The sequence below is a fragment of the Roseateles sp. P5_E4 genome (genome assembly GCF_054049255.1).
The window spans coordinates 217,448-235,931 of the sequence record NZ_JBFUMS010000006.1 but is presented as its reverse complement, the minus strand read 5'-3'; the positions used below and the strand labels follow the sequence as shown (position 1 = coordinate 235,931).

Sequence of the window (18,484 nt, the reverse complement as noted above, 5' to 3'; positions counted from 1 at the left end):
GGGCGCTTCAGCCCCTTCGGGCGGCCGTGCGGAGCTGACCATGTACACACCCAAAGGCCGCCTCGACAACAGCACGCTGATCAAGCAGTACAGCCCGCTGGTCCGACGCCTGGCGCACCAGATGATTGCCAAGCTGCCGGCCAATGTGGAGGTGGATGACCTGATCCAGGTCGGGCTGATCGGCCTGACCGATGCGCTGTCGCGCTTCGACGCCGAGCAGGGCGTGCAGTTCGAGACCTTCGCCACCCAGCGCATCCGCGGCGCCATGCTCGACGAGTTGCGCGGCGGCGACTGGATGAGCCGCGGCACGCGCCGCCAGCAGCGTGAGATCGAAGTCGCGGTGCACAAGGTCGAGCAACGCCTGGGCCGCGCGCCGCGCGAGGACGAGATCGCCGCCGAGATGGGCCTGCCGCTGGCCGAATACCAGGAGCTGCTTGGCAAGGTGCGAGGCACCCAGCTGGTCTATCTGGAAGATATGTCGGGCGCCGACGGTGACAACGACTACCTCGACCGCCATGTGGCCGACGAGGGTGCCAACCCCGTCGCCCAGCTGCAGGACCACCGCATGCGCGAGGCGCTGGTGGCCGCCATCAAGAACCTGCCCGAACGCGAGCAGTTCGTCATGAGCATGTACTACGAGCACGACATGAATCTCAAGGAGATTGCGGCCGTGCTCAAGGTCACGGAGTCCCGCGTGTGCCAGTTGCACAGTCAGTCGATTGCAAGGTTGCGCGTTAAGCTGCGTGACTGGTAATTTACGGGGCCACTTCTTGCCGAGCCCCGGCCAATAAGCGGGGACAAATGCATGTTCAAGTGGCCCAAGGGCGGAGGTTCTTCCCCCGCCATCACTCGGGATGAGCCCGTCCGGCGAGATGACAGTGCGGCGTTGAATGTCGTCAAGCGGCTGGCCCGCTCGATTTCCACGGTCGGCAAGGATGCCGCGGAAGTGCGTGGTGCCCTGGAAGATACCCAGCGCATCGTCCAGGCCCAGAGCCAGGCCATGCAGGCCCTGGCTCAGCAGCTCAACCAGATTGGTCAGGCGCAGACCGCCATCACCACCGCCACCGCCCAGAGCGCTGCCGCAGTGCAGCGGGCCCGCGGCGCGCTCGGCGTCGTCGGTGGCGAGGTCGTTGGCATGGCGTCCACGCTGGCCCAGGTGTCGGGCGCCGCGGCCGAGATCACCAAGATTTCCCTGCAAACCCGCCTGGTCGCCTTCAACGCCGCCGTCGAAGCCAAGCACGCGGGCGATGCCGGGCGAGGTTTCGCTGTCGTTGCCGAGGCCGTCAAGGCGCTGGCCGGCCAGGTCGAGGCCTCGTCCAAGGCCATCGTCAGCGCCATCGCCAGCCTGCAGGAGCGCATCGATCGCTTCAGCGCCGAGCTGACCGAGAACCCGGCCAAGCCCAGCCAGATCCACGCCGCCTTCCACGAGGTCGAGCAGGACGTGCAGCGCATCTCCGCGTCGGCCGGCGAGAGCAGCCAGCAGATGAGCCTGCTCAACGAACGCGCCCATGAGCTGGAGCGCGAGGTGTCCCAGGCCTCGCACGGCCTCAAGGTGGCCTTCGACGGCAGCGACCGCTTCCTGCGCATGTCCGAGGAGCTCGTCGAGCAGATCGCCGAGAGCGGCGTCGAGGTCGACGACATGCCTTTCATCCGCACCGCCCAGCAGGCCGCCGCGGAGATCGGTACCCTGCTCGAAGAGGCGCTACGCGGTGGCCAGATCAGTCAGGCCGATCTGTTCGACGACAAATATCGCCCGATCGAAGGCACGGCGCCGCAGCAGCACACGACGCGCTTTTGCCAGTTGACGGATCGCCTCTTCCCCACCGTGCAGGAGAAGATGCTGGCCTTCAGCGACAAGGTGGTGTTCTGCATCGCGGCCGACCGCAACGGCTATATCGCGACGCACAACCGCAAGTACTGCCAGCCGCAGCGCCCGGGCGACACGGTCTGGAACACGGCCAACAGCCGCTACCGCCGCATCTTCAACGACCGCACCGGCCTGGCCTCGGCACGCAACACGCGGCCCTTCCTGCTGCAGACCTATCGGCGCGACATGGGCGGTGGCCGCTTCGTCATCCTGAAGGAGGCCGCGGCGCCCATCATCGTCGCCGGCAAGCACTGGGGCGGACTCCGCCTGGCTTTCAATTTCTGATCGGGAGCTACTGCACGGTGACGAAGAAGCTCGTGGCATCCTGCCCGGGCGCCACGGTCGCCCCATTGCTGCTGATCGAGCTGAACGCACCGCTGAGGCCACCGGTGGCCTGGATCAGCACGAGCTTCTGCCCCCGGGCGTAGCTGCCGCTGAAGTTCAGCACCAGGCTGCCACCGAGCATGGCAGGCCCGGCAACGCTGACATGGTCGTGGGTGACGCCAGGTGCGATGCCGGCGATAGAGAGCGTGAGCTGGCCGGTCGCGCCCTGCCGGAAGCTGCCCCCCAGCGCCAATTCATGTTGGCCGCTGGCCAGCCCCAGGGCCGCGTTGTTGACGACGTCGCCCGTGCCCATCGCATTGGCGCTGCCGGCCCAGGTGGTGCCCCCATTGAGCAGCGTGGCACCTCTGTAGCTGTTGTTCTGCAGCGTGAGCGCAGCAGCGCCGTTGTGAGCGAGGCTGCCGCTGCCGCTGATGTTGGACAGCGTGATCGCGGTCGTGGTGTTCTGGACGATGAGCTGGCCGTCGTTGACGATGGCATTGCTCGCCACGCCATTGGGCGACTCGGCCGTCAGCAGGCTGGCGTCACCGCTGTAGGTGGCCTGCAGGAAGGTCGATTTGCCCTTGCTCGCATTGACGGTGATGTAGTTCAGCGGCACGGGTGTTCCTGTGCCCAGGCGCAGGATGGCGTTGGCGCCGATGGTCGTGGTGCCGTTGTAGTTCTGCGGTTGGGCGAAGGTCACGTCGTTGCCCGGCGTCGGCATGACCTTGACGTTGCCCGTACCGACCGCGCCATCCCGGTGCGGGCCGCCCCCGCCGCCGGTGATGCCCACGTGCAGAGTCACCGGTCCGTTGTAGTTGAAGGCCAGCGTGCCGCTGCGCAGGTTGATGTAGGCGTTCTTCTTGCCAAGCGTCGGGTAGGGGTCGGCCGGCGACGGCGCCGACGGCAGAAAGAAGTTGGCGTGTGTGCCGTCGCCCCATTGGACGACGCCGGCGCCGCGCTCGATGTTGATGCCGCGGTAGCTGCCGTCGTTGCCGTTGACGTCGTTCGCGCCGCCGCGGTAGATGACCTTGGCGAAGTTCAAGCTGAGGTCGCTCAGGCCCGGGTTGACCAGGTTGGGATGGTTGTGCGGGCTGTTGTCGGTGTGGCTGTAGACGCCCGACATGACGATGGTCGACGGGCCGATGGCGTGGAAGTTGATGTCGTTCCCGTAGGCCGCTTCATAGATGTTCTGCGTCACCGTAACGACGCTGCCTGGCGGGCTCCAGACCAGCCATGAGCCTTCGTTGAGGACCGCCTTGGCATTGGCCAGCGATGCAGCGACATGGTTGCTGCCGAAATCCTGCCCGACGGTAAGAGCGAGCACACCCGAGTAGGTATTGACGCCACCCGATGAGTTGCCGCCCCAGACGTCCGGGGCCTGGACGATGCTGCCGCTGCCACTGATCTGGCCCAGCAGCACGAACTGCGCACTGCTGAGGATGATCGTGCCGTTGTTCAGGATGTTGTTGAGGTTGATCTCCCGGTTGATCAGGCTCGCCTCATTCTTGCTGTCGGACGTCGCGATGATGTTGGGCGAGCTGTCGGCACTGGTGTTGGTGCCGATCTGGAGCGTGGCGCCGGGATCGATGGTCAGCACCGGCGGGTTCAAGCCGGTGCGAGTCAGCGCATAGCCTGCGCCGGGATAGATTGTCTTTTTGACGACCTGGACTTGCTGGGCCGTCGGTAGCGTGAACGTGCTGGTGCGCGTGATGGTCAGCGTGCCCGTGCCGGCGGCGGGCATGAGGCGCAGCGTGCCCTGTCCGCTGATGATGCCGGAATAAGTCGTCGTGCCCGCGGGCAGCTTGATGACGGCGGTACCGTCCAGTGTGATGTCACGATTGGCGAGGACGTCCGCCGTGATGTCCCTGGCAGCCTGGACCGCCAGGGCGGAGGCGTCCGGTGTCGCGCTCGTGCTGGTGGCGTCTCCACCGCCGCCACAGGCCGTCGTGAGGACGGCGCAGCCGGCCAATAAAATTCCGCGCCGGCTGGCGCCAGTAAAGGTCGAACGCAAGGAGGCTCCTGCTGGATGATCTGCGAGCGCCGGTTGCCGCGCCCGCGCGCATCATGCCGGCGAGCCCGCTCCCGGCCGGAGTGCCAATTGCAACTTTCCGTTCACCCCAGGGGAACCGCGTCAAAGTTGGCGTGCAGCCTGCTTTGGGACGCGCCCGTGCAAATCACTCCGCGATACACGCCCGGTTCTTGCCGGTGTGCTTGGCCTCGTACAGGGCCACGTCGGCGCGGTCCAGCGCGGCTTCCAGCGTCTCGCCGGGGCGGTAGAGCGTGACGCCGGCCGAGAAGGTCACGAAGACGTCCTTGCCCTCGTGGTTGAACAGCGCACTGGACAACGAGCGCTGCAGCCGCACGAGCACCTGCTGGGCCTCGTCCAGCGGCGTGTTGGGCAGCATCAGCACGAACTCTTCGCCACCATAGCGCGCCACCATGTCGCCAGGGCGCAGCGAGGCCTGGGTGCGCTCGGCCAGCGACTTCAGCGCGATGTCGCCGGCATGATGGCCGAGGCTGTCGTTGAGCTTCTTGAAGTTGTCGATGTCCAGCAAAGCCAGGGCCACGCGAGTTGACTCCCGCTCGGCCTTGGCCTGCTCGATGCCGAAGGCCTGGATGAGGCCGCGGCGGTTGGCCACTTGCGTGAGCTGGTCGGTGTGGACTTCGTTGGACAGGCGGCGCAGCTCGCCCTCCAGCTCGTCGACACGCTGGTTCAGCGCGGCCGCGCGGTCGTGCTCGAGGGTCAGGCGCGCTTGAGTCTGGGACACCAGGCTCTGCACGCTGCGGCTCTCCTCGACCATCTCGCGCACGGTGCCGGTCAGGCTTTCCAGCGAATCGGCCTGCTCGATGGCCTCGGCATAGCGGCCGACGCTGGTCTGGAAGCGGTCGGTGTGTTGGCCCAGCTCGCCGAGTTCGGCCAGCATGCGCTGGATGAGGCCCTTCAATGAGTCTCGCGCCTTGGAGCGTTCCTCGCGCAGCGCGCGCTGGCGCTCGCGTGTGCCCGACAGCAGTTCGGACACGGTGCGCACGCCGCGGCCCGACAGGCCTTGGGCGAGTGCGTTGCTCATCGCCTCGGCCTGGCCTCGGGCCCAGGAATCGTCCTCGGCCAGATCGACGAGACTGCCGCTCAGCTCGCGGCACAGGCCGCCGAGTTCATCAAAGAGATGGCGGCGGTGGTCCAGCAGATGCCGGGCGCGCAGGCACAGCGCGGCCATCTGCGTGGCGCGGTCGGGGCTGGCGCCATGGGACTTCAATTCGGCCTGGGCGGCGTCGAGCTCGCGCATCAAGGCGTCGGCAGGCGTCGCCTCGGTCTGCGGCGAGCGCAGCGCATGGCGCACCGTGCCGTTCAGTTCGCTGCTGACGTCGGCCCAGTGGGGGCTGGTGTCAACAACCGGCGGCGGCGTGTCGCGCAGGCCGGTGCGGCTGAGTTCACCAAAGCCGGTGCTCTCGCGAAAACGGGACGTTTCGCCAAAGCCCGTCTCGGCAAATGTGCTCTCGGAGAAGAACTGGCTGGGCGTGCCGCCGTCCTCCTCCGTCTCCACGCCGCTGCCATCGCCGTCCTTGTCCCAGCTCGCGACGAGCTGGCCCAGGCGCTTGACGAGCTTGCCGCTGTCGTTGCGGCCCAGCTCCAGCACACGGTTGACGCCGTCCTTCTTGCGCGCCAGCGTCCAGTGCTTGCCGCCGCGCTCCAGGCCGCGCACCAGGCGCTCGATGGCCAGGGCCAGGGCCTCGGCCTGGGCCGCGGGGCCGGCCACGTCGAGCAGCTTGTCGACCTGGCGTTGCAGTTCGTCGAGCTTTTGTTCACGCAAGGCGGTCTGCAGCTCCTGGCGCGTGCTGCCCGAGGGCAGGGCCAGGCTGATCAGCTTGGACATCAGCTGCTGGAGGCGCTCGGAGACGGCGCTGGTGGCGCCACTGGCGGCCTGCGCCGGCTCGCCACCGCTTTCGATGGCGTAGGCGCGGGCGTAGTTCTCGGGTGTGGGTTCCAGCCTGGCCTGGGCGAGGCGCTGCAGCGCGGCCTTGGCCAGTTGGGCCGGCGGTAACTGAGAGCGCATGTCAGCTTTCCATCCGGCAAATGCCGCATATGCGGCACATGAAACATCCGGGCCGAGCGCCGGGCCGCTCCCTAGCCGGCCCGCGTTGGCGATGTGCTTGCCGGTCGAGCCGGCAAGCATCGCCGTCCCCCTGGGGGACCGGCCAAGGTACACCTTGGACGAGGGGCGTCATTTCTTTAACGCTGCCCGCGAGATGTGGCGTCGGTACTGCCGTCGGCCTGCGTGATCCAGGGCGCCTTGCGCGGCAGCACGGTCTGGGCGATCCAGCGCTCCAGCTCATCGGGCGGCAGCGCCTTGCTGAACAGGAAGCCTTGCATCAGCGAGCAGCCCAGGCGGTGCAGCACTTCCATCTGGCGCAGCGTCTCGACACCCTCGGCAATGACGCGCAAGCCCAGGGCCCGCGCCAACGCAATGATGGCCGTGACGACGGCCGAGCTTTGCGGCGTGATGCCGAGGTCGCGCACGAAGGTGCGGTCGATCTTCACTTCCGAGATCGGCAGCGTCGTCAGGTAGGCGAGGGACGAATAGCCGGTGCCGAAGTCGTCGATGGAGATCTCCACACCCACTTCGTTCAGGCGATGCAGAGACGGGATGACGTTCTGCAGGTCCTTCATCAGGTTGTTCTCGGTGATCTCGAGCTGGATCGACCGGTGCGGCACGCCATAGGCGCTGACGCATTGGTGGATGTGCTCGACGAGATCGGTACGCTCGAACAGCCGGCTGGGCAGGTTGACGGCGATGGAATCGCTGAAGCCGAACTGCAGTGACCACAGCTTGGCCTGGCGGGCCGCTTCCTTCAGGGCCCATTCGGACAGCGGCACGATGAGGCCAGTCTCTTCGGCCAGCGGGATGAAATCGGCCGGCGGCACCAGCACATTGCCACGCTGCCAGCGCATCAGCGCCTCGGCGCCCACCATGCGGGCGGCGCGCACGTCGATCTTGGGCTGGTAGTGCAGCACGATCTCATTGCGCTCCAGCGCCTTGTGCAGGGCGCTTTCCAGCTCCAGCTTCTGCTTGCCGTGGCCGGCCAGCTGCGGCGAATAGACGGCCGAGGCATTGCGGCCCTGGCTCTTGACCGCGTACATCGCCACGTCGGAATTGCGCAGCAGGTCGGCCATGGTCTGGCCGTCGCGCGGGTACAGCGCAATGCCGACGCTGGCCGTGACGAAGCACTCCTGGCCGCCGACGAAGATGGGCTCGCGCAGGGCGTCCAGCACGCGCTGGGCGACCCGTTCGGCATCGCGTTCGTCGGCCACCTCGGGCAGCAGGGCGACAAACTCGTCACCGCCCAGGCGGCCCACGGCTTCCAGGCCGCGATGGCTGCGGTTGCCCAGGCCGTCGAGCACGCCTTCCAGGATCTGGTCGGAATGGCGCACGCAACTGCGCAGGCGACGGCCGACCTCGACGAGGAGCTCGTCGCCGGCGGCGTGGCCCAGGGTGTCGTTGATGACCTTGAAGCGGTCCAGGTCGATCAGCAGCAGGCCAACCTCGTGGCCGCCGCGGCGCGCGCTCTCGATGGCGCGCTCGACACGGTAGATCAGCTGGCGACGATTCGGCAGGCCGGTCAGCGCATCGAAGTGCGCCAACTGGCGGATGCGGTCCTCGGCCTGGCGGCGGTCGGTCACGTCCTGCAGGATGCCGGTGTAGCCGTTGACGCCGCCCTGCTCATTGAACTCGGGCTCGGCCTCGATATGGACGACGCGCTGGCGGCCGTCGGGCAGGGTCAGTGGCAGGTCGGTGACCAGCACCGAGGTGTGGGCGATGACGTCGCGCAGCAGGCGCAGGAAGACATGGCGGTCGTCCGCCGGCACCATGCGCATGACGCCGATGAAGTCCAGCCGGTCCTGTGGGCCGCGGCCGAAGACGCGCAGGCCCTCGGCGGAGATGGCGAAGCTGGCGGCTGTGTCGCGCCACCATTCGAAGCTGCCCATGCGGGCCAGATCCTGGGCGCGCGCCAGCTTGGCCTTGCTGCGCTCCAGCTCAAGCCGGGTGCGCGAGCTGCGCAGCAGATAGCGCAGCCGGCCGTCGAGCAGGCTCCATTGCGGCGACTTGACGAAGAAGTCGGTCGCGCCGGCCTGGTAGGCGCGGTTGATGGAGGCTTCATCGTCCAGGCCGGTCAGCATCAGCACGGGCAGGGATTCGAAGCCGGGTGTGGCGCGCAGCAGCGAGCAGGTTTCGAAGCCGTCGAGCTCGGGCATCAGCGCGTCCAGCACGACGACGTCGGGCGTGCGCGTGGACAGCAGGCCCAGGGCCTCGCTGCCACTGGGCGCTTCGGTGACTTCAAAGCCGCGCTCGCGCAGCGCGGCGGCGGTCAACAGCAGATTGACCTCGTCATCGTCCACCAGCAGCACGCGCGGGCGCGGCGGGAGGTCGTCGAGGGCTTGACCGGTAGGCAGCATGCTTCTCTTAGAGCAGCGCGGCCAACGCCGCGCGTACCTGTTGGATGTCTTGGAGCATAGCGTCCAACTGCTCGGAAAGGCCGTCCACGCGGCCATCGCGCACCATGGTTTCGATGTCGGCGCAGCGCGCAGACAGTGCCATGGCGCCCAGGCTCGCCGACGAGGATTTCAGCGTGTGGCTGACATGGCGCACGACGGCGAGGTCAGGTGTAGCGCCTTCACGAGCGCGGGCGAGGTCGGGCAGCAAACGGTCCAGTGAGTTGGAGAACGCCGCCACGACGCGTTCCAGCAGCTTGTTGCCGCCGCTCGGGTCGAGTTCCCGCAGGCGACGAATCGCCTCGGGATCGAGCAGGGCTGCGGGCTGTGAGGCGGTCATGGACTGTTCTGCGGGTCAGGGGACTCGGCACGCCTAAATGTATCTCGGGTGGGAGGGGGGCCAAACGCGAAGGAATGCACACTTTCGGCCGGCTGCGCTGTGGTTATTGACATCGGGCGACGCCGGGCATGCCCAGGCCCTGTTGCTGGGGAAGCGCTGCCTACAATGAAGCGCATGAACAGCCTCAGCGACGACAGCGCGCTCATCTCGCGCCGCCAGGAGCGACGACTGCCGATGCGGCTGCTGATGCTGACCCTGGCCACGGTCTCCATCTTGATGCTGGTACTGGGCGGCCTGGTGGTGCTGGCGTTGATGCGGGTCTGGGGCGGCGAGGTTGGCCTCGTGCACGCGGCCCTGGTGCTGACGGCATTCTTCACCGGCGTCCTGCTGCTGGTTGCGGCTGCGTTGGGCTGGCATGCCGGCGTGCGGCTGACGCGCCAGCGCCTGGCCGAGCCCCTGCGCGAAGTGCGCCAGCAGCTGCTGATGCAGGCCCAGCTGCAGCGTGACTGGCAATGGGCCACCGATGCCGAGCACCGCCTGGTGCGCTGGCAGGCGCCGCAGGGCGCGCCGTCATCGAGCTGGGTGGGTGCGGGCGCCAGCACCCAGCAGCTGTGGGAGCGCTTCGAGGTTGCCGAGCCGGCCGCCCAATTGCGCGAGCGCCTCGGTGCCCACCAGCCCTTTGTCGACTTGCAGCTCGCCGCTGCCGATGGCAGCACCGCCTGGCGGCTGCGCGGCCTGCCCTGTATCGACTCGCACGGCCATTTCGCTGGTTACCTGGGCACGGCCCGCCCCGACGAGCCCGCCGAGGCGACGCCAGCGCCCCAGCCGGCGCAGGCCGCCGACCTGGCCGCCGAGCATGAGTCTTTCAGCTACACGGTCTCCCACGATCTGCGCGCGCCGCTGCGCGTCGTCGAGGGCTTTGCGCGCATCCTCAAGGAAGACTATGGCGCGCGGCTGGATCGCGTCGGCAATGACCACCTCGACCGCGTCATGAGCGCTGCCGCTCGCATGAACAGCATGATCGACGCGCTGCTGTCGCTCTCCCAGCTGTCGACGCGGCCACTGGCGTGCCAGCCTGTCAACCTGTCGCAACAGGCCGGCTATGTGATGGAAGAGATCAAGCGCGGGGCGCCGCAGCGCGAGCTGGTGCTGGACATCGAACCGGGCCTGACGGTGCAGGGCGACCCGACGCTGCTGCGCATGGTGCTGGAGAACCTGCTGGGCAACGCCTGGAAGTACAGCGGCAAGGTCGAGTGCACGCAGATCGGCTTTGGCAGCGTGCAGCAGGGCGGGCGGCGCGTCTTCGTCGTGTCGGACAACGGCGCCGGCTTCGACATGCGCTTTGCCGAGCGCCTGTTCGGCGTCTTCCAGCGCCTGCACAGCGCCAGCGACTTCCAGGGCACCGGTGTCGGCCTGGCCCTGGTGCGGCGCATCGTTCGCCGCCATGGTGGTGACATCTGGGCCGAATCCGCCGTGGGCGAGGGCTCGCGTTTCTATTTCACTTTGGGCTGACGCCCATTGCTTTGCGGGCCGAGCGCCGGGCCGCTCCCTAGCCGGCCCGCCTTAGGCGATGTGCTTGCCGGTCGATCCGGCAAGCATCGCCGTCCCCCTGGGGGACCGGCCAAGGTATTCCTTGGACGAGGGGCTCACTTCTGGCCCGGGCGCGCCAGCAGCTCCAGCGCATCCACGACACGCCGTGCCTGCTCGGGCAGGCTGTGGCCATCGGCGGAGGCCAGGCTCATCAGGCGGGCGAGCGCCTCGTCGCGTGGCAGGGAATAGCGGTGCATCAACACGCCGACTGCCAGGGCCGTCACGTCCATGGACGGCAATTCCGAGGGGGCCTCGAAAGCCTGGGCCATGGCGGCCGGTGCCGCCGGGGCTGAGGTGGCGACGGGGGGCGTCGAACGCGTGGTTGAACGTGCAAAAGCGGCCTCGACGGCGGGCACGATTTGCGAGATGTCCAGCGGCTTGACGAGGTAGGCAACGGCGCCCAGCTCCTTGACCTTGGCCACTGTCGCCTCGTCGGTGAAGGCGGACAGGAACATGAAGGGTGTCTGCAGGAATTCGCGCAGATAGGCGGCCACATCGAAGCCAGTCAGGCCTTCCATGCGGATGTCCAGCAGGGCCAGTTCGGGTCGGTGCTCGCGGGCGAGCAGGATGGCATCGTCGCCGTTGTCGGCGTCGATGACCTCGAAGCCGGCCTGCGTGAGCCCATAGCTCAGCGTCGCCAGTACCAGACGGTCGTCATCGACGACCAGGATCTTGCCCTTGCTCACCGTGCCCCTCTATCCAGAACTTGGTTTTATGGCCGGATTGTGAACCACGCTCGGTGGAATCAGTTCCAGCCGGCAGACGACATCGTCGCCTTGCTGTTCCAGGCTCAGGATGGCGCTGCGCCGCGGCAGCAGGGCGCGCACCAGGCCCAGGCCCGACACGCCGCTCTTGACGTTCTGCAGCGCAAAGCCTTCGGGCAGGCGGCCGGGGTTGGCGATCTCGACGGTGATGCCGGCCATGTCGCAGATGAGCTGGCAGCGCACCTGGGCGCCGTTGCTGTGCCGCAGCGCATTGCCGAGCAGCTCGTTGAGGCTGAGCGCGATCGGGATGGCCTCGGCCTCGGGCAGGCACCAGTCCTCCATCAGCGCGCCGCCCTCGGCGGCCGTGGTGATGACGCGGCCCTGCATGCGCTGCACCGAGCCGACGATGGCGTCGAACACCCGCTTGAGCACCAGCGGCCCGGAGGCGCCGACCTGCAGGCCATAGACCTGGGCGATGGCCTGCACCTGGCCGACGGCCTCCTTCAGCACCCCGGCCACCTCGGGGCGGCGCACGGCGATCTGCTGCAGCAGGCCGGCCACGCCCTGCAGGTTGTTCTTGATGCGGTGGTGCACCTCGCGCACCAACAGCTCACGCTGCGAGATGGCGGCCTGCAGCCTGGCCTGCTCAGCGGCGCGCTGCTCGGTGACGTCGCTGGCCACGAGCAGCAGCAGTTCGGGCGTGTCGTCGCCGCCGACACCGGCCAGGTGCAGCAGCCGCGCGTCCCAGATGCGCGTCGAGTTGCCGGCCGGCACGTGGTATTCCCGCTGCACGACGGTCTGGGATTCCAGGGCCTCGCGCATGTCGGCGACCACCTGCGCCCCCTGCTCGTCGCCGAAGAGCTGCGCCGGCGTGCCGCCCAGCATCGCGGCCTCGGGCCTGCCGGCGAGCGTGGCGGCGGCGTGGTTGAGCTTGACGATGCGCAGGCTCTGCGCCTCATGCAGCGTGATGGCCAGTGGCGCACCTTCGATGATGCGGGCCAGCGATGCCTGGGCCAGCCGGCTCTGGGCCTCGGCCTGGCGGCGGCGGTCGATGTCCAGCAGGGCATAGGTCAGCTGCTGAGTGACTTTGCCGGGGCCATCCTCTCGCTGCGTCTGCACCGCATTGCCGATGACCCAGAACTCGCGCCCGTCGCGGCCGCGCAGCCGGCACTCGAACACATCGGCGCCGGGCTCCGTGTGAAAGGCGTGCTCGTCATCCTCCGGCGCCAGCACGCCCATGGGCTGGCCCTGCACGTCCTCGAGTTCGCAGCCGAACATGCGGCGCGCCGAGCGGTTCATCCACTCGATGCCGTCGGGGCCGACGGTGACGATGCCGACCAGCACGGAGTCCAGCACAGCGCGTTCGCTCTCGGCACGCAGCAGCAGCGCGTTCTCGGCCTGGGCTTGGGCCGTCACGTCGAGCGTGACGACCGAGGTGGAACGCCGCCCGCCGGCCAGCAGGCCCGGCGCGACGCGGGTCAGCAGCCAGCGCCGGCCGAGCTCGGGATGGCGCACGGCATAGCGCACCTCGACGGCGTCACCCTTTTTCAGCGCGCGCTGCAGGCGCTCGAACTCGGGCAGGGAGGCGGGCTCGACGATCTCGCGGCTGATGCCCTGCAGCGAGCCGGCCGTGCCTGTCGTGCCACCTGGCTGTTTGCTGCCGGTCTTGAAGGGTGAGCCTTTGCGGTGGGCCTTGAGCCAGCCGGCTTCGGGCTGGAAGGTGGCCAGGCCCACCGCGGCCGTGTCCATCAGCGCGTCGAGCTGCTGGTGGGCAAGGTCGCGCTCATGCAGCGTGCTGTGGTCCTCCAGCACCGCCAGCAGCTGGGCGCGGCCGGCATGGCGCCACAGGCGCAGCCGCGCCTGCAGCCAGCGGTGCTGGCCCTGCGGGTCGATGTACTCGGCCTCGGTGATCAGCGGCCCGTCCTGCGGGCGCTGCGCCGTCAGTGCCGGCAGCGGCATGCCGCGGTGCCAACCCAGCAGGGCCTGCAGCAGATCGGGCAGGTCGTTCAGGTGGCGGGGGGCGCCGGCGTAGAGGCCCGCAAAAGCGGCGTTGTGGCGCAGCAGCGTGCCGCTGGCGGCATCGGCCAGCAGGGCCGGCAGGGGCAGCAGGGCCAGCCATTCGGCCAGCGGTGGCTCGCCAGGGTCGGCTGCGCTGAGGCGCGCATGCAGCACCCAGTTGGGTCGTTCGCGCAGCAGGTGCAGCGTGGCGCGCTGGCCGTCGGCGAGCTTGAGCGGTGGCGCAAGTGGCGGCGCGCGACCGGCGTCGATGGCATGGGCAGCCTCGCGCAGCCAGCTTTCCAGCCGCGCTCCGGCGGCATGGCGAAGCAGCCGCCAGCCCTCGGCGGCGTCGGCGCCCAGCCATTCGCGCGCCGCTGGATTGGCGCGCAGTGCGGACAGATCCGCCCGTAACGTCAGCACCGGGTCGCCGACGAGGTCGAGCAGGGCAGTGGAGGCGGGCGGGCCGAACATGGCTCAGCCTGGCGAGCCGATGATCCGCAATGGCGCCTTGCTCATTCGAGCTGGGTGGCCTTGTGCAAGGCCCGCAGCACGCAGGCGTTGATCTCGCCGGCGCCGAGCATCAGCGCGTCAGCGCGTTCGCGGTAGTCGAACACGCTCTCGGATTCGATGGCGCGCACCAGCTCCAGATAGGGGTGGAAGGGGCCGCTGTCGTCCACCAGGGCCTGGCGCACACGCTCGGGCACGGGAATGCTTTGCAGCAACTTCTCGAACGGCGCCTTGAGCATGTGGTCCAGCAGCGAGAACAGGCCACAGATGAACATCTCGTCGCGTTGCTCGCGGTCTTCGATGCTGGCGGCAAATTCCTCCATCAGCAGGCCGCGGCGCACGGCGCCGAACATGATGGGGCGCATGCTGTGGTCCTTGCTGGCCGTCGTCAGCAGCAGGGCCAGCCAGCGTTTCAGGCGCGCATAGCCGAGCAGCATGATGGCGTGACGGAAGCTCGACACCTCGACCGGCAGGCCGAAGGCGGCCGAGTTCATGTAGCGCAGCAGCTTGAAGGCCAGGCTGGGGTCGCGCTTCAAGGTCTGCTCCAGGCGCTCGACGTCCTCGCCTTCGTCGACGCGCGAAATGAGCTCCATGATGACCTGCAGGTCGGCCGCGATCTCAGTCTTGGCGGCGCCGGCGGTCGCTTCGTAAGGGCCGTCCATGGGCCAGCCGATGACGATTTCGGCGCCGGCCTTGAAGCTGGCGTCGATGGCGTCGGCGCCACGCACGCCGGCATGCACGACGGCAACGCCGGCCGGCGCGGCCTGGCCGGGCTCCAGCACCACCTGCCTGAAGGCGGCGCCGACGGCGGCCGGCAGCGGTGCATTGGGCAGGCCCTTGAGCAGGCCCCTGTGGCCAGCCGCCTTCAACGCGGCGATGGCGTCGCCGTGCGCGGCATCAGCGGCGATGAAGGCCGGCACCTCGATCTGGGTCGGCTCGGCCGGCGGCTGGGCCAGCAGGGCGGCCAGCAGGGCTTCGCCCTGGGCGCTGATGACGGCGCCGCCCTGGGGCCAGGTCGCGGCCAGCGCGGCCAGCAGCTCGGCGTGATCGGTCCTGGCATCGGCGCGCAGCGGCACCAGCGTCAACCGTGTGCCGGCGATGTTGCGCTGGCGGTCGATGACGGGGGCATAGCCCAGGGCAACACCGGGCAGGATTGCGCGATCGAGAGCGGCGGGAGAGTTGTCGGACATGGCGCGGCGCTGGGCTGGCGGTGAATGCGGCAGTCTGCCACGAGCGCCGCCGCCCTACCGGGACGATTCGTGACCGAATTCATTCGAGGCGATGACACACCAGAGATGGGAGCCGACGGCGCGGTGCCGTCCTGAAGCCACGTGCAGCGGGGCGAGGCTAGCCCTGGATGTACTGGAACAGTGTCATGCGCTGGACCATGGCATAGGTCTTGAGCGCCGTTTCGTAGCCGGTCTGCTGGTTCTGGAAGTCGGAAATGCCTTGCACCATGTCCAGATCCTCGGCTGCGCTCTTTTCCTCGGCGCTGTACTGCTTCAAGGCGGCCAGGCGGCTTTCGGTGCCGTCGAGGTTGTTCAGACGTTCGCCCACCTGGCTGCGCATGCTCTGCATATTGCCCATGACGGCGTCGATGTCGCGGATGCTGGTGGTGTTGGCCTGGGTCACCTGCGTGGGGGTGCGCTGCGTGGTGTTGAGGTCGGCGATGGCCTTGTCGATGACGTCGAAGACCTTGAGGCCGTTCTTGGAGCCGGCGATGGCGAAGGCGTCGCCGTCGACCGGCGTGCCTGAAACGGTGAAGGCCATGCCGTCGCCCGTGATGGCCTGGCCCGGCTTGAAGCTGCCGCTGGAGACGACGCTGCCGAGGTCGGTGTCGGTCAGCGTGTAGGTCTGCGAGGGCGTGGCGCCGGCGATGTCGACACGGTAGTTATGGCCGGTCAGCAGCTTGGGGTCGATGGTGCGGCCGCTGTCGATCCATCCCGAAGCCACGTTGCCGGTGATGCCGTTGACCAGCGGGCCGCCGGTGGCCGGGTCGATCAGCTGCACGACGGACTTGCCGGTCGTGGGGTCGGTGGTCAGCGTGCGCGGCGCCGTCTCGAAGGAGCCATTGCCACTGCCCGCCTGCTCCCAGGAGGCGCGGCCATCGATGGTCAGCTGGAAGTTGTCGAGGTTGCCGGTCTGGATGTTGCCGGGCACGCCGATGTAGCTGACGCCGCCGGCTTGATCCAGGAAGGGTGGGGTGGAGGCGCCCTGGCCGGAGAAGATGTAGCCGCCGGAGCCGTCGGGACGGTTGGCGATGGCCAGCAACTGGTCGCGGATGCCCTTGAGCTTGGTGGCCAGCCCCTGGCGTTCGGCGTCGGAATAGCTGGCATTGCCAGCCGAAACCATGGTTTCACGGGCCTGCTGCAGCAGCTCGTTGGCGTCGCCCAGGGCCGATTCGCCCAGGGTCATGCTGTTGCGGCTGGCCTCCAGTGCACGCTGGTTGGCCTCGACGCGGCCGATGGAGGCCAGAGCCCGCTCGGCGCGCGCAGCGCCGGTGGGGTCGTCGCTGGCCAGGGCGATGCGCTTGCCCGAGGTCAGCTGCTCCTGCTGGGTCTGCATCGCGTTCTGCCGGCGCTGCAGATTGGCGATGGACGCGTCGAAGAGGTTGGCGGTAGCGAGTCTCATGGATTACCTCTGCGCAATTCGCATCAGTTCGTCGAACAGGGTCTGGGCTGTCTGCAGCACCTTGGCGGCGGCCTGGTAGCCCTGCTGGAACTGCATCAGCCGCGAGGCTTCCTCGTCGAGGTTGACGCCGGCCTGGCCGGCGCGGCTGGTCTCGGCATCGCCGGCGACGCTGGTGGACACGTCGGACAGGTAGTTGGCGCTCTGCACGCGCGCGCCGATGTCGCTCATCGCCGCGGCATAGGTGTCGTTGATGGTCGAACCCGGCGTGAAGCCGCCACCAGCCAGCACCTGGCGGCCGACGAAGGTTTCGCTCTGGATGTTGAGGAAGGCCTTGGCGTTGCCGTTGTTCGTGGCGGTGTAGGTCGTCGGGTCGATGGCGATCTTGTCGCCGCTGCGCGGCACGCCGTTGGTGCGCAGCTCGAAGCCGAGGTCGATGCCGGCGGCGGGTTGGTTGCCGATGGGCTGGCCCGAGCTCCAAATGCCGCTGAGCACGCTGCCGTTGGCCAACGTCAGCGTGTACTGCACATTGTTGGCGTTGGCCGGATCGGGCGCACCGAACTGCAGGGTCATGGGCGCCGTGGTCGGGTCGAAGTTCTGGTTGACCGCGTAGATGCTGTCGACGCTGAGGGTGCCGGTGTTGTTGACGTTCGTGGAAGCGGTCAGCGGCGACGCGGCAGCGATGCCCGTGGGGGCGTCCAGCACGCGCTTCATGTTGACGGCGGCGGAACCCACGGGCTCGATGAGGAAGCTCTCACCCGCGGCCGGCGCTGCAGGGGTGAAGACGATCTTGAAGCCATCGATGGTGTCGCCGTCGTTGACGGTGCGCACCAGCCCGTCGGACAGGCGCGTCAGCTCATAGCTGCCGGACGTGCTGGAGCTCAGTTTGTAGCTGCTGGCCTGCAGCTGGCTGGCGTCGACGATGCTGGCCGCGACGCCGTTGGTGAAGCCACCGCCGGGGTTGCGCTGGTTGCTGGCCGCCGGCAGCACGTTCGGGACGGCGACGCTGAAGATGGCTGCGCCCTTGCCGGGCGGATTGGACAGGTCCAGGCCGAGGGCGTTCTGGTCGTTGACGCGCGTGCCGATGGCGGCTGCGAGCTGGCCCAGCAGGTTCTTTGCGTCCTGCAGATCCTTGTTCTGGAAGCTCAGCAGCGCGGTCATCGAGCCGCCGGTCAGCACGCTCTCGTCCAGCGGCCGGCTCTGGCCGCCTTCGTTCAGCGACACCACGGCGCGCAGCGGGTCGTAGGCGTCGGCCGAGACCTGCAGCGACGAGGCCTGGTTGCCGAGCACGAGGCGCTGGCCGCCGCCGATGAAGACGCCGACGGTGTCGTCGTCGGCGGCCAGCGTCGTCACCGCCACATGCTCACCGAGCTGCGAGATCAGCCGTTCGCGCTGGTCCATCAGGTCGTTGGGTGTGTGGCCGCTGCCGCGGGTCTTGGAAATCTGGTCGTTGATGTTGGCGATCTGCTGCGCGAGCTGGTTGACGACGACGACATTGGCCTTGAGGTCGCTGACGACGCCGGCCTGCAGATCGGTGACCTGCTGGCCGGCGTTGGAGAAGCGCACGGCCAGCTCGTTGGCCCGGCCCAGGGCGACCTGGCGCGCCGACGGGTCGTTGGGGCGGCTGGTCACGTCGACCATGGCGTTCAGGAACTGGCTGGCGGCATAGCCCAGGCCCTCGGTGCCGGGCGGAAAGATCTTCTCCATGCGCGCCAGTTGCTCGGCGCGGGTGGAATCGGCCATGGCAGTGGCCTTGGAGGAGGCGGCCTCCTTGGTCAGGAACTCGTTGTGCGAACGCACGACGGTCTGCACGTCCACGCCCTTGCCGAAGAAGCCGGCACCGGTGTATTGGCCGGCCGAGGTTGTCAGCACCACGGACTGGCGCGAATAGCCCGGCGTGTTGGCGTTGGCAATGTTCTGGCCGATGGTCTGCAACGCCGCCTGGTTGGCGAACATCGCGCGGGCGCCGAGAGTGAGCAAGCCGGCCATTTCAGTTCTCCGTTCCGCGCACGCGGCAGTTGCGGTGCATCAGATTTGCG

At 68.3% G+C, this 18,484-nt stretch carries 12 protein-coding genes; 3 read left to right on the top strand and 9 right to left on the bottom strand.

Features of this window, described 5'->3' with window-relative positions:
• Positions 1–40 precede the first annotated feature (40 nt).
• Complete coding sequence (locus ACXJLH_RS14020) at positions 41–754, top strand: RNA polymerase sigma factor FliA (RefSeq protein ID WP_056199199.1); 714 nt, start codon at positions 41–43, stop codon at positions 752–754.
• A 132-nt stretch (positions 755–886) separates the two neighbouring features.
• Complete coding sequence (locus ACXJLH_RS14015) at positions 887–2,152, top strand: methyl-accepting chemotaxis protein (RefSeq protein WP_457444739.1); 1,266 nt, start codon at positions 887–889, stop codon at positions 2,150–2,152.
• 7 nt (positions 2,153–2,159) lie between these two features.
• Here ACXJLH_RS14015 and ACXJLH_RS14010 read toward each other — a convergent pair whose 3' ends face one another.
• The 4 genes from ACXJLH_RS14010 to ACXJLH_RS13995 all read right to left on the bottom strand — a co-directional run bounded on the left by ACXJLH_RS14010 (position 2,160) and on the right by ACXJLH_RS13995 (position 9,018).
• Positions 2,160–4,202, bottom strand: coding sequence for an autotransporter (locus ACXJLH_RS14010; protein ID WP_457444737.1), 2,043 nt, complete (start codon positions 4,200–4,202; stop codon positions 2,160–2,162).
• Between the two features lie 163 nt (positions 4,203–4,365).
• Positions 4,366–6,243: a GGDEF domain-containing protein gene (locus tag ACXJLH_RS14005; RefSeq protein ID WP_457444735.1), complete on the bottom strand. Its 1,878-nt coding sequence runs from the start codon at positions 6,241–6,243 to the stop codon at positions 4,366–4,368.
• 176 nt (positions 6,244–6,419) lie between these two features.
• A complete protein-coding gene (locus ACXJLH_RS14000; protein WP_457444733.1) occupies positions 6,420–8,642 on the bottom strand; it encodes a putative bifunctional diguanylate cyclase/phosphodiesterase in 2,223 nt (740 codons plus the stop codon).
• 7 nt (positions 8,643–8,649) lie between these two features.
• Positions 8,650–9,018: an Hpt domain-containing protein gene (locus ACXJLH_RS13995; protein ID WP_056199185.1), complete on the bottom strand. Its 369-nt coding sequence runs from the start codon at positions 9,016–9,018 to the stop codon at positions 8,650–8,652.
• A 174-nt stretch (positions 9,019–9,192) separates the two neighbouring features.
• Between ACXJLH_RS13995 and ACXJLH_RS13990 the strand changes: the two genes are divergently transcribed.
• A complete protein-coding gene (locus ACXJLH_RS13990) occupies positions 9,193–10,530 on the top strand; it encodes a sensor histidine kinase (RefSeq protein WP_457444731.1) in 1,338 nt (445 codons plus the stop codon).
• A gap of 134 nt (positions 10,531–10,664) precedes the next feature.
• Here the strand turns inward: ACXJLH_RS13990 and ACXJLH_RS13985 are convergent, their stop codons facing one another.
• From ACXJLH_RS13985 to flgK, 5 genes are all read right to left on the bottom strand, one after another.
• Positions 10,665–11,294 carry a response regulator gene (locus ACXJLH_RS13985; protein ID WP_056199180.1) on the bottom strand — a complete coding sequence of 210 codons (630 nt, stop codon included), beginning with the start codon at positions 11,292–11,294 and terminating at the stop codon, positions 10,665–10,667.
• Positions 11,295–11,303: 9 nt separating this feature from the next.
• Positions 11,304–13,781, bottom strand: a complete 2,478-nt coding sequence (locus ACXJLH_RS13980) for a sensor histidine kinase (protein ID WP_457444729.1) — start codon at positions 13,779–13,781, stop codon at positions 11,304–11,306.
• A 41-nt stretch (positions 13,782–13,822) separates the two neighbouring features.
• Complete coding sequence (locus tag ACXJLH_RS13975; RefSeq protein WP_457392282.1) at positions 13,823–15,007, bottom strand: EAL and HDOD domain-containing protein; 1,185 nt, start codon at positions 15,005–15,007, stop codon at positions 13,823–13,825.
• Between the two features lie 157 nt (positions 15,008–15,164).
• Positions 15,165–16,448 carry a flagellar hook-associated protein FlgL gene (gene flgL, locus ACXJLH_RS13970; RefSeq protein ID WP_457354237.1) on the bottom strand — a complete coding sequence of 428 codons (1,284 nt, stop codon included), beginning with the start codon at positions 16,446–16,448 and terminating at the stop codon, positions 15,165–15,167.
• 3 nt (positions 16,449–16,451) lie between these two features.
• Positions 16,452–18,434, bottom strand: a complete 1,983-nt coding sequence (gene flgK / locus ACXJLH_RS13965; protein ID WP_056199168.1) for a flagellar hook-associated protein FlgK — start codon at positions 18,432–18,434, stop codon at positions 16,452–16,454.
• Positions 18,435–18,484: the final 50 nt, after the last annotated feature.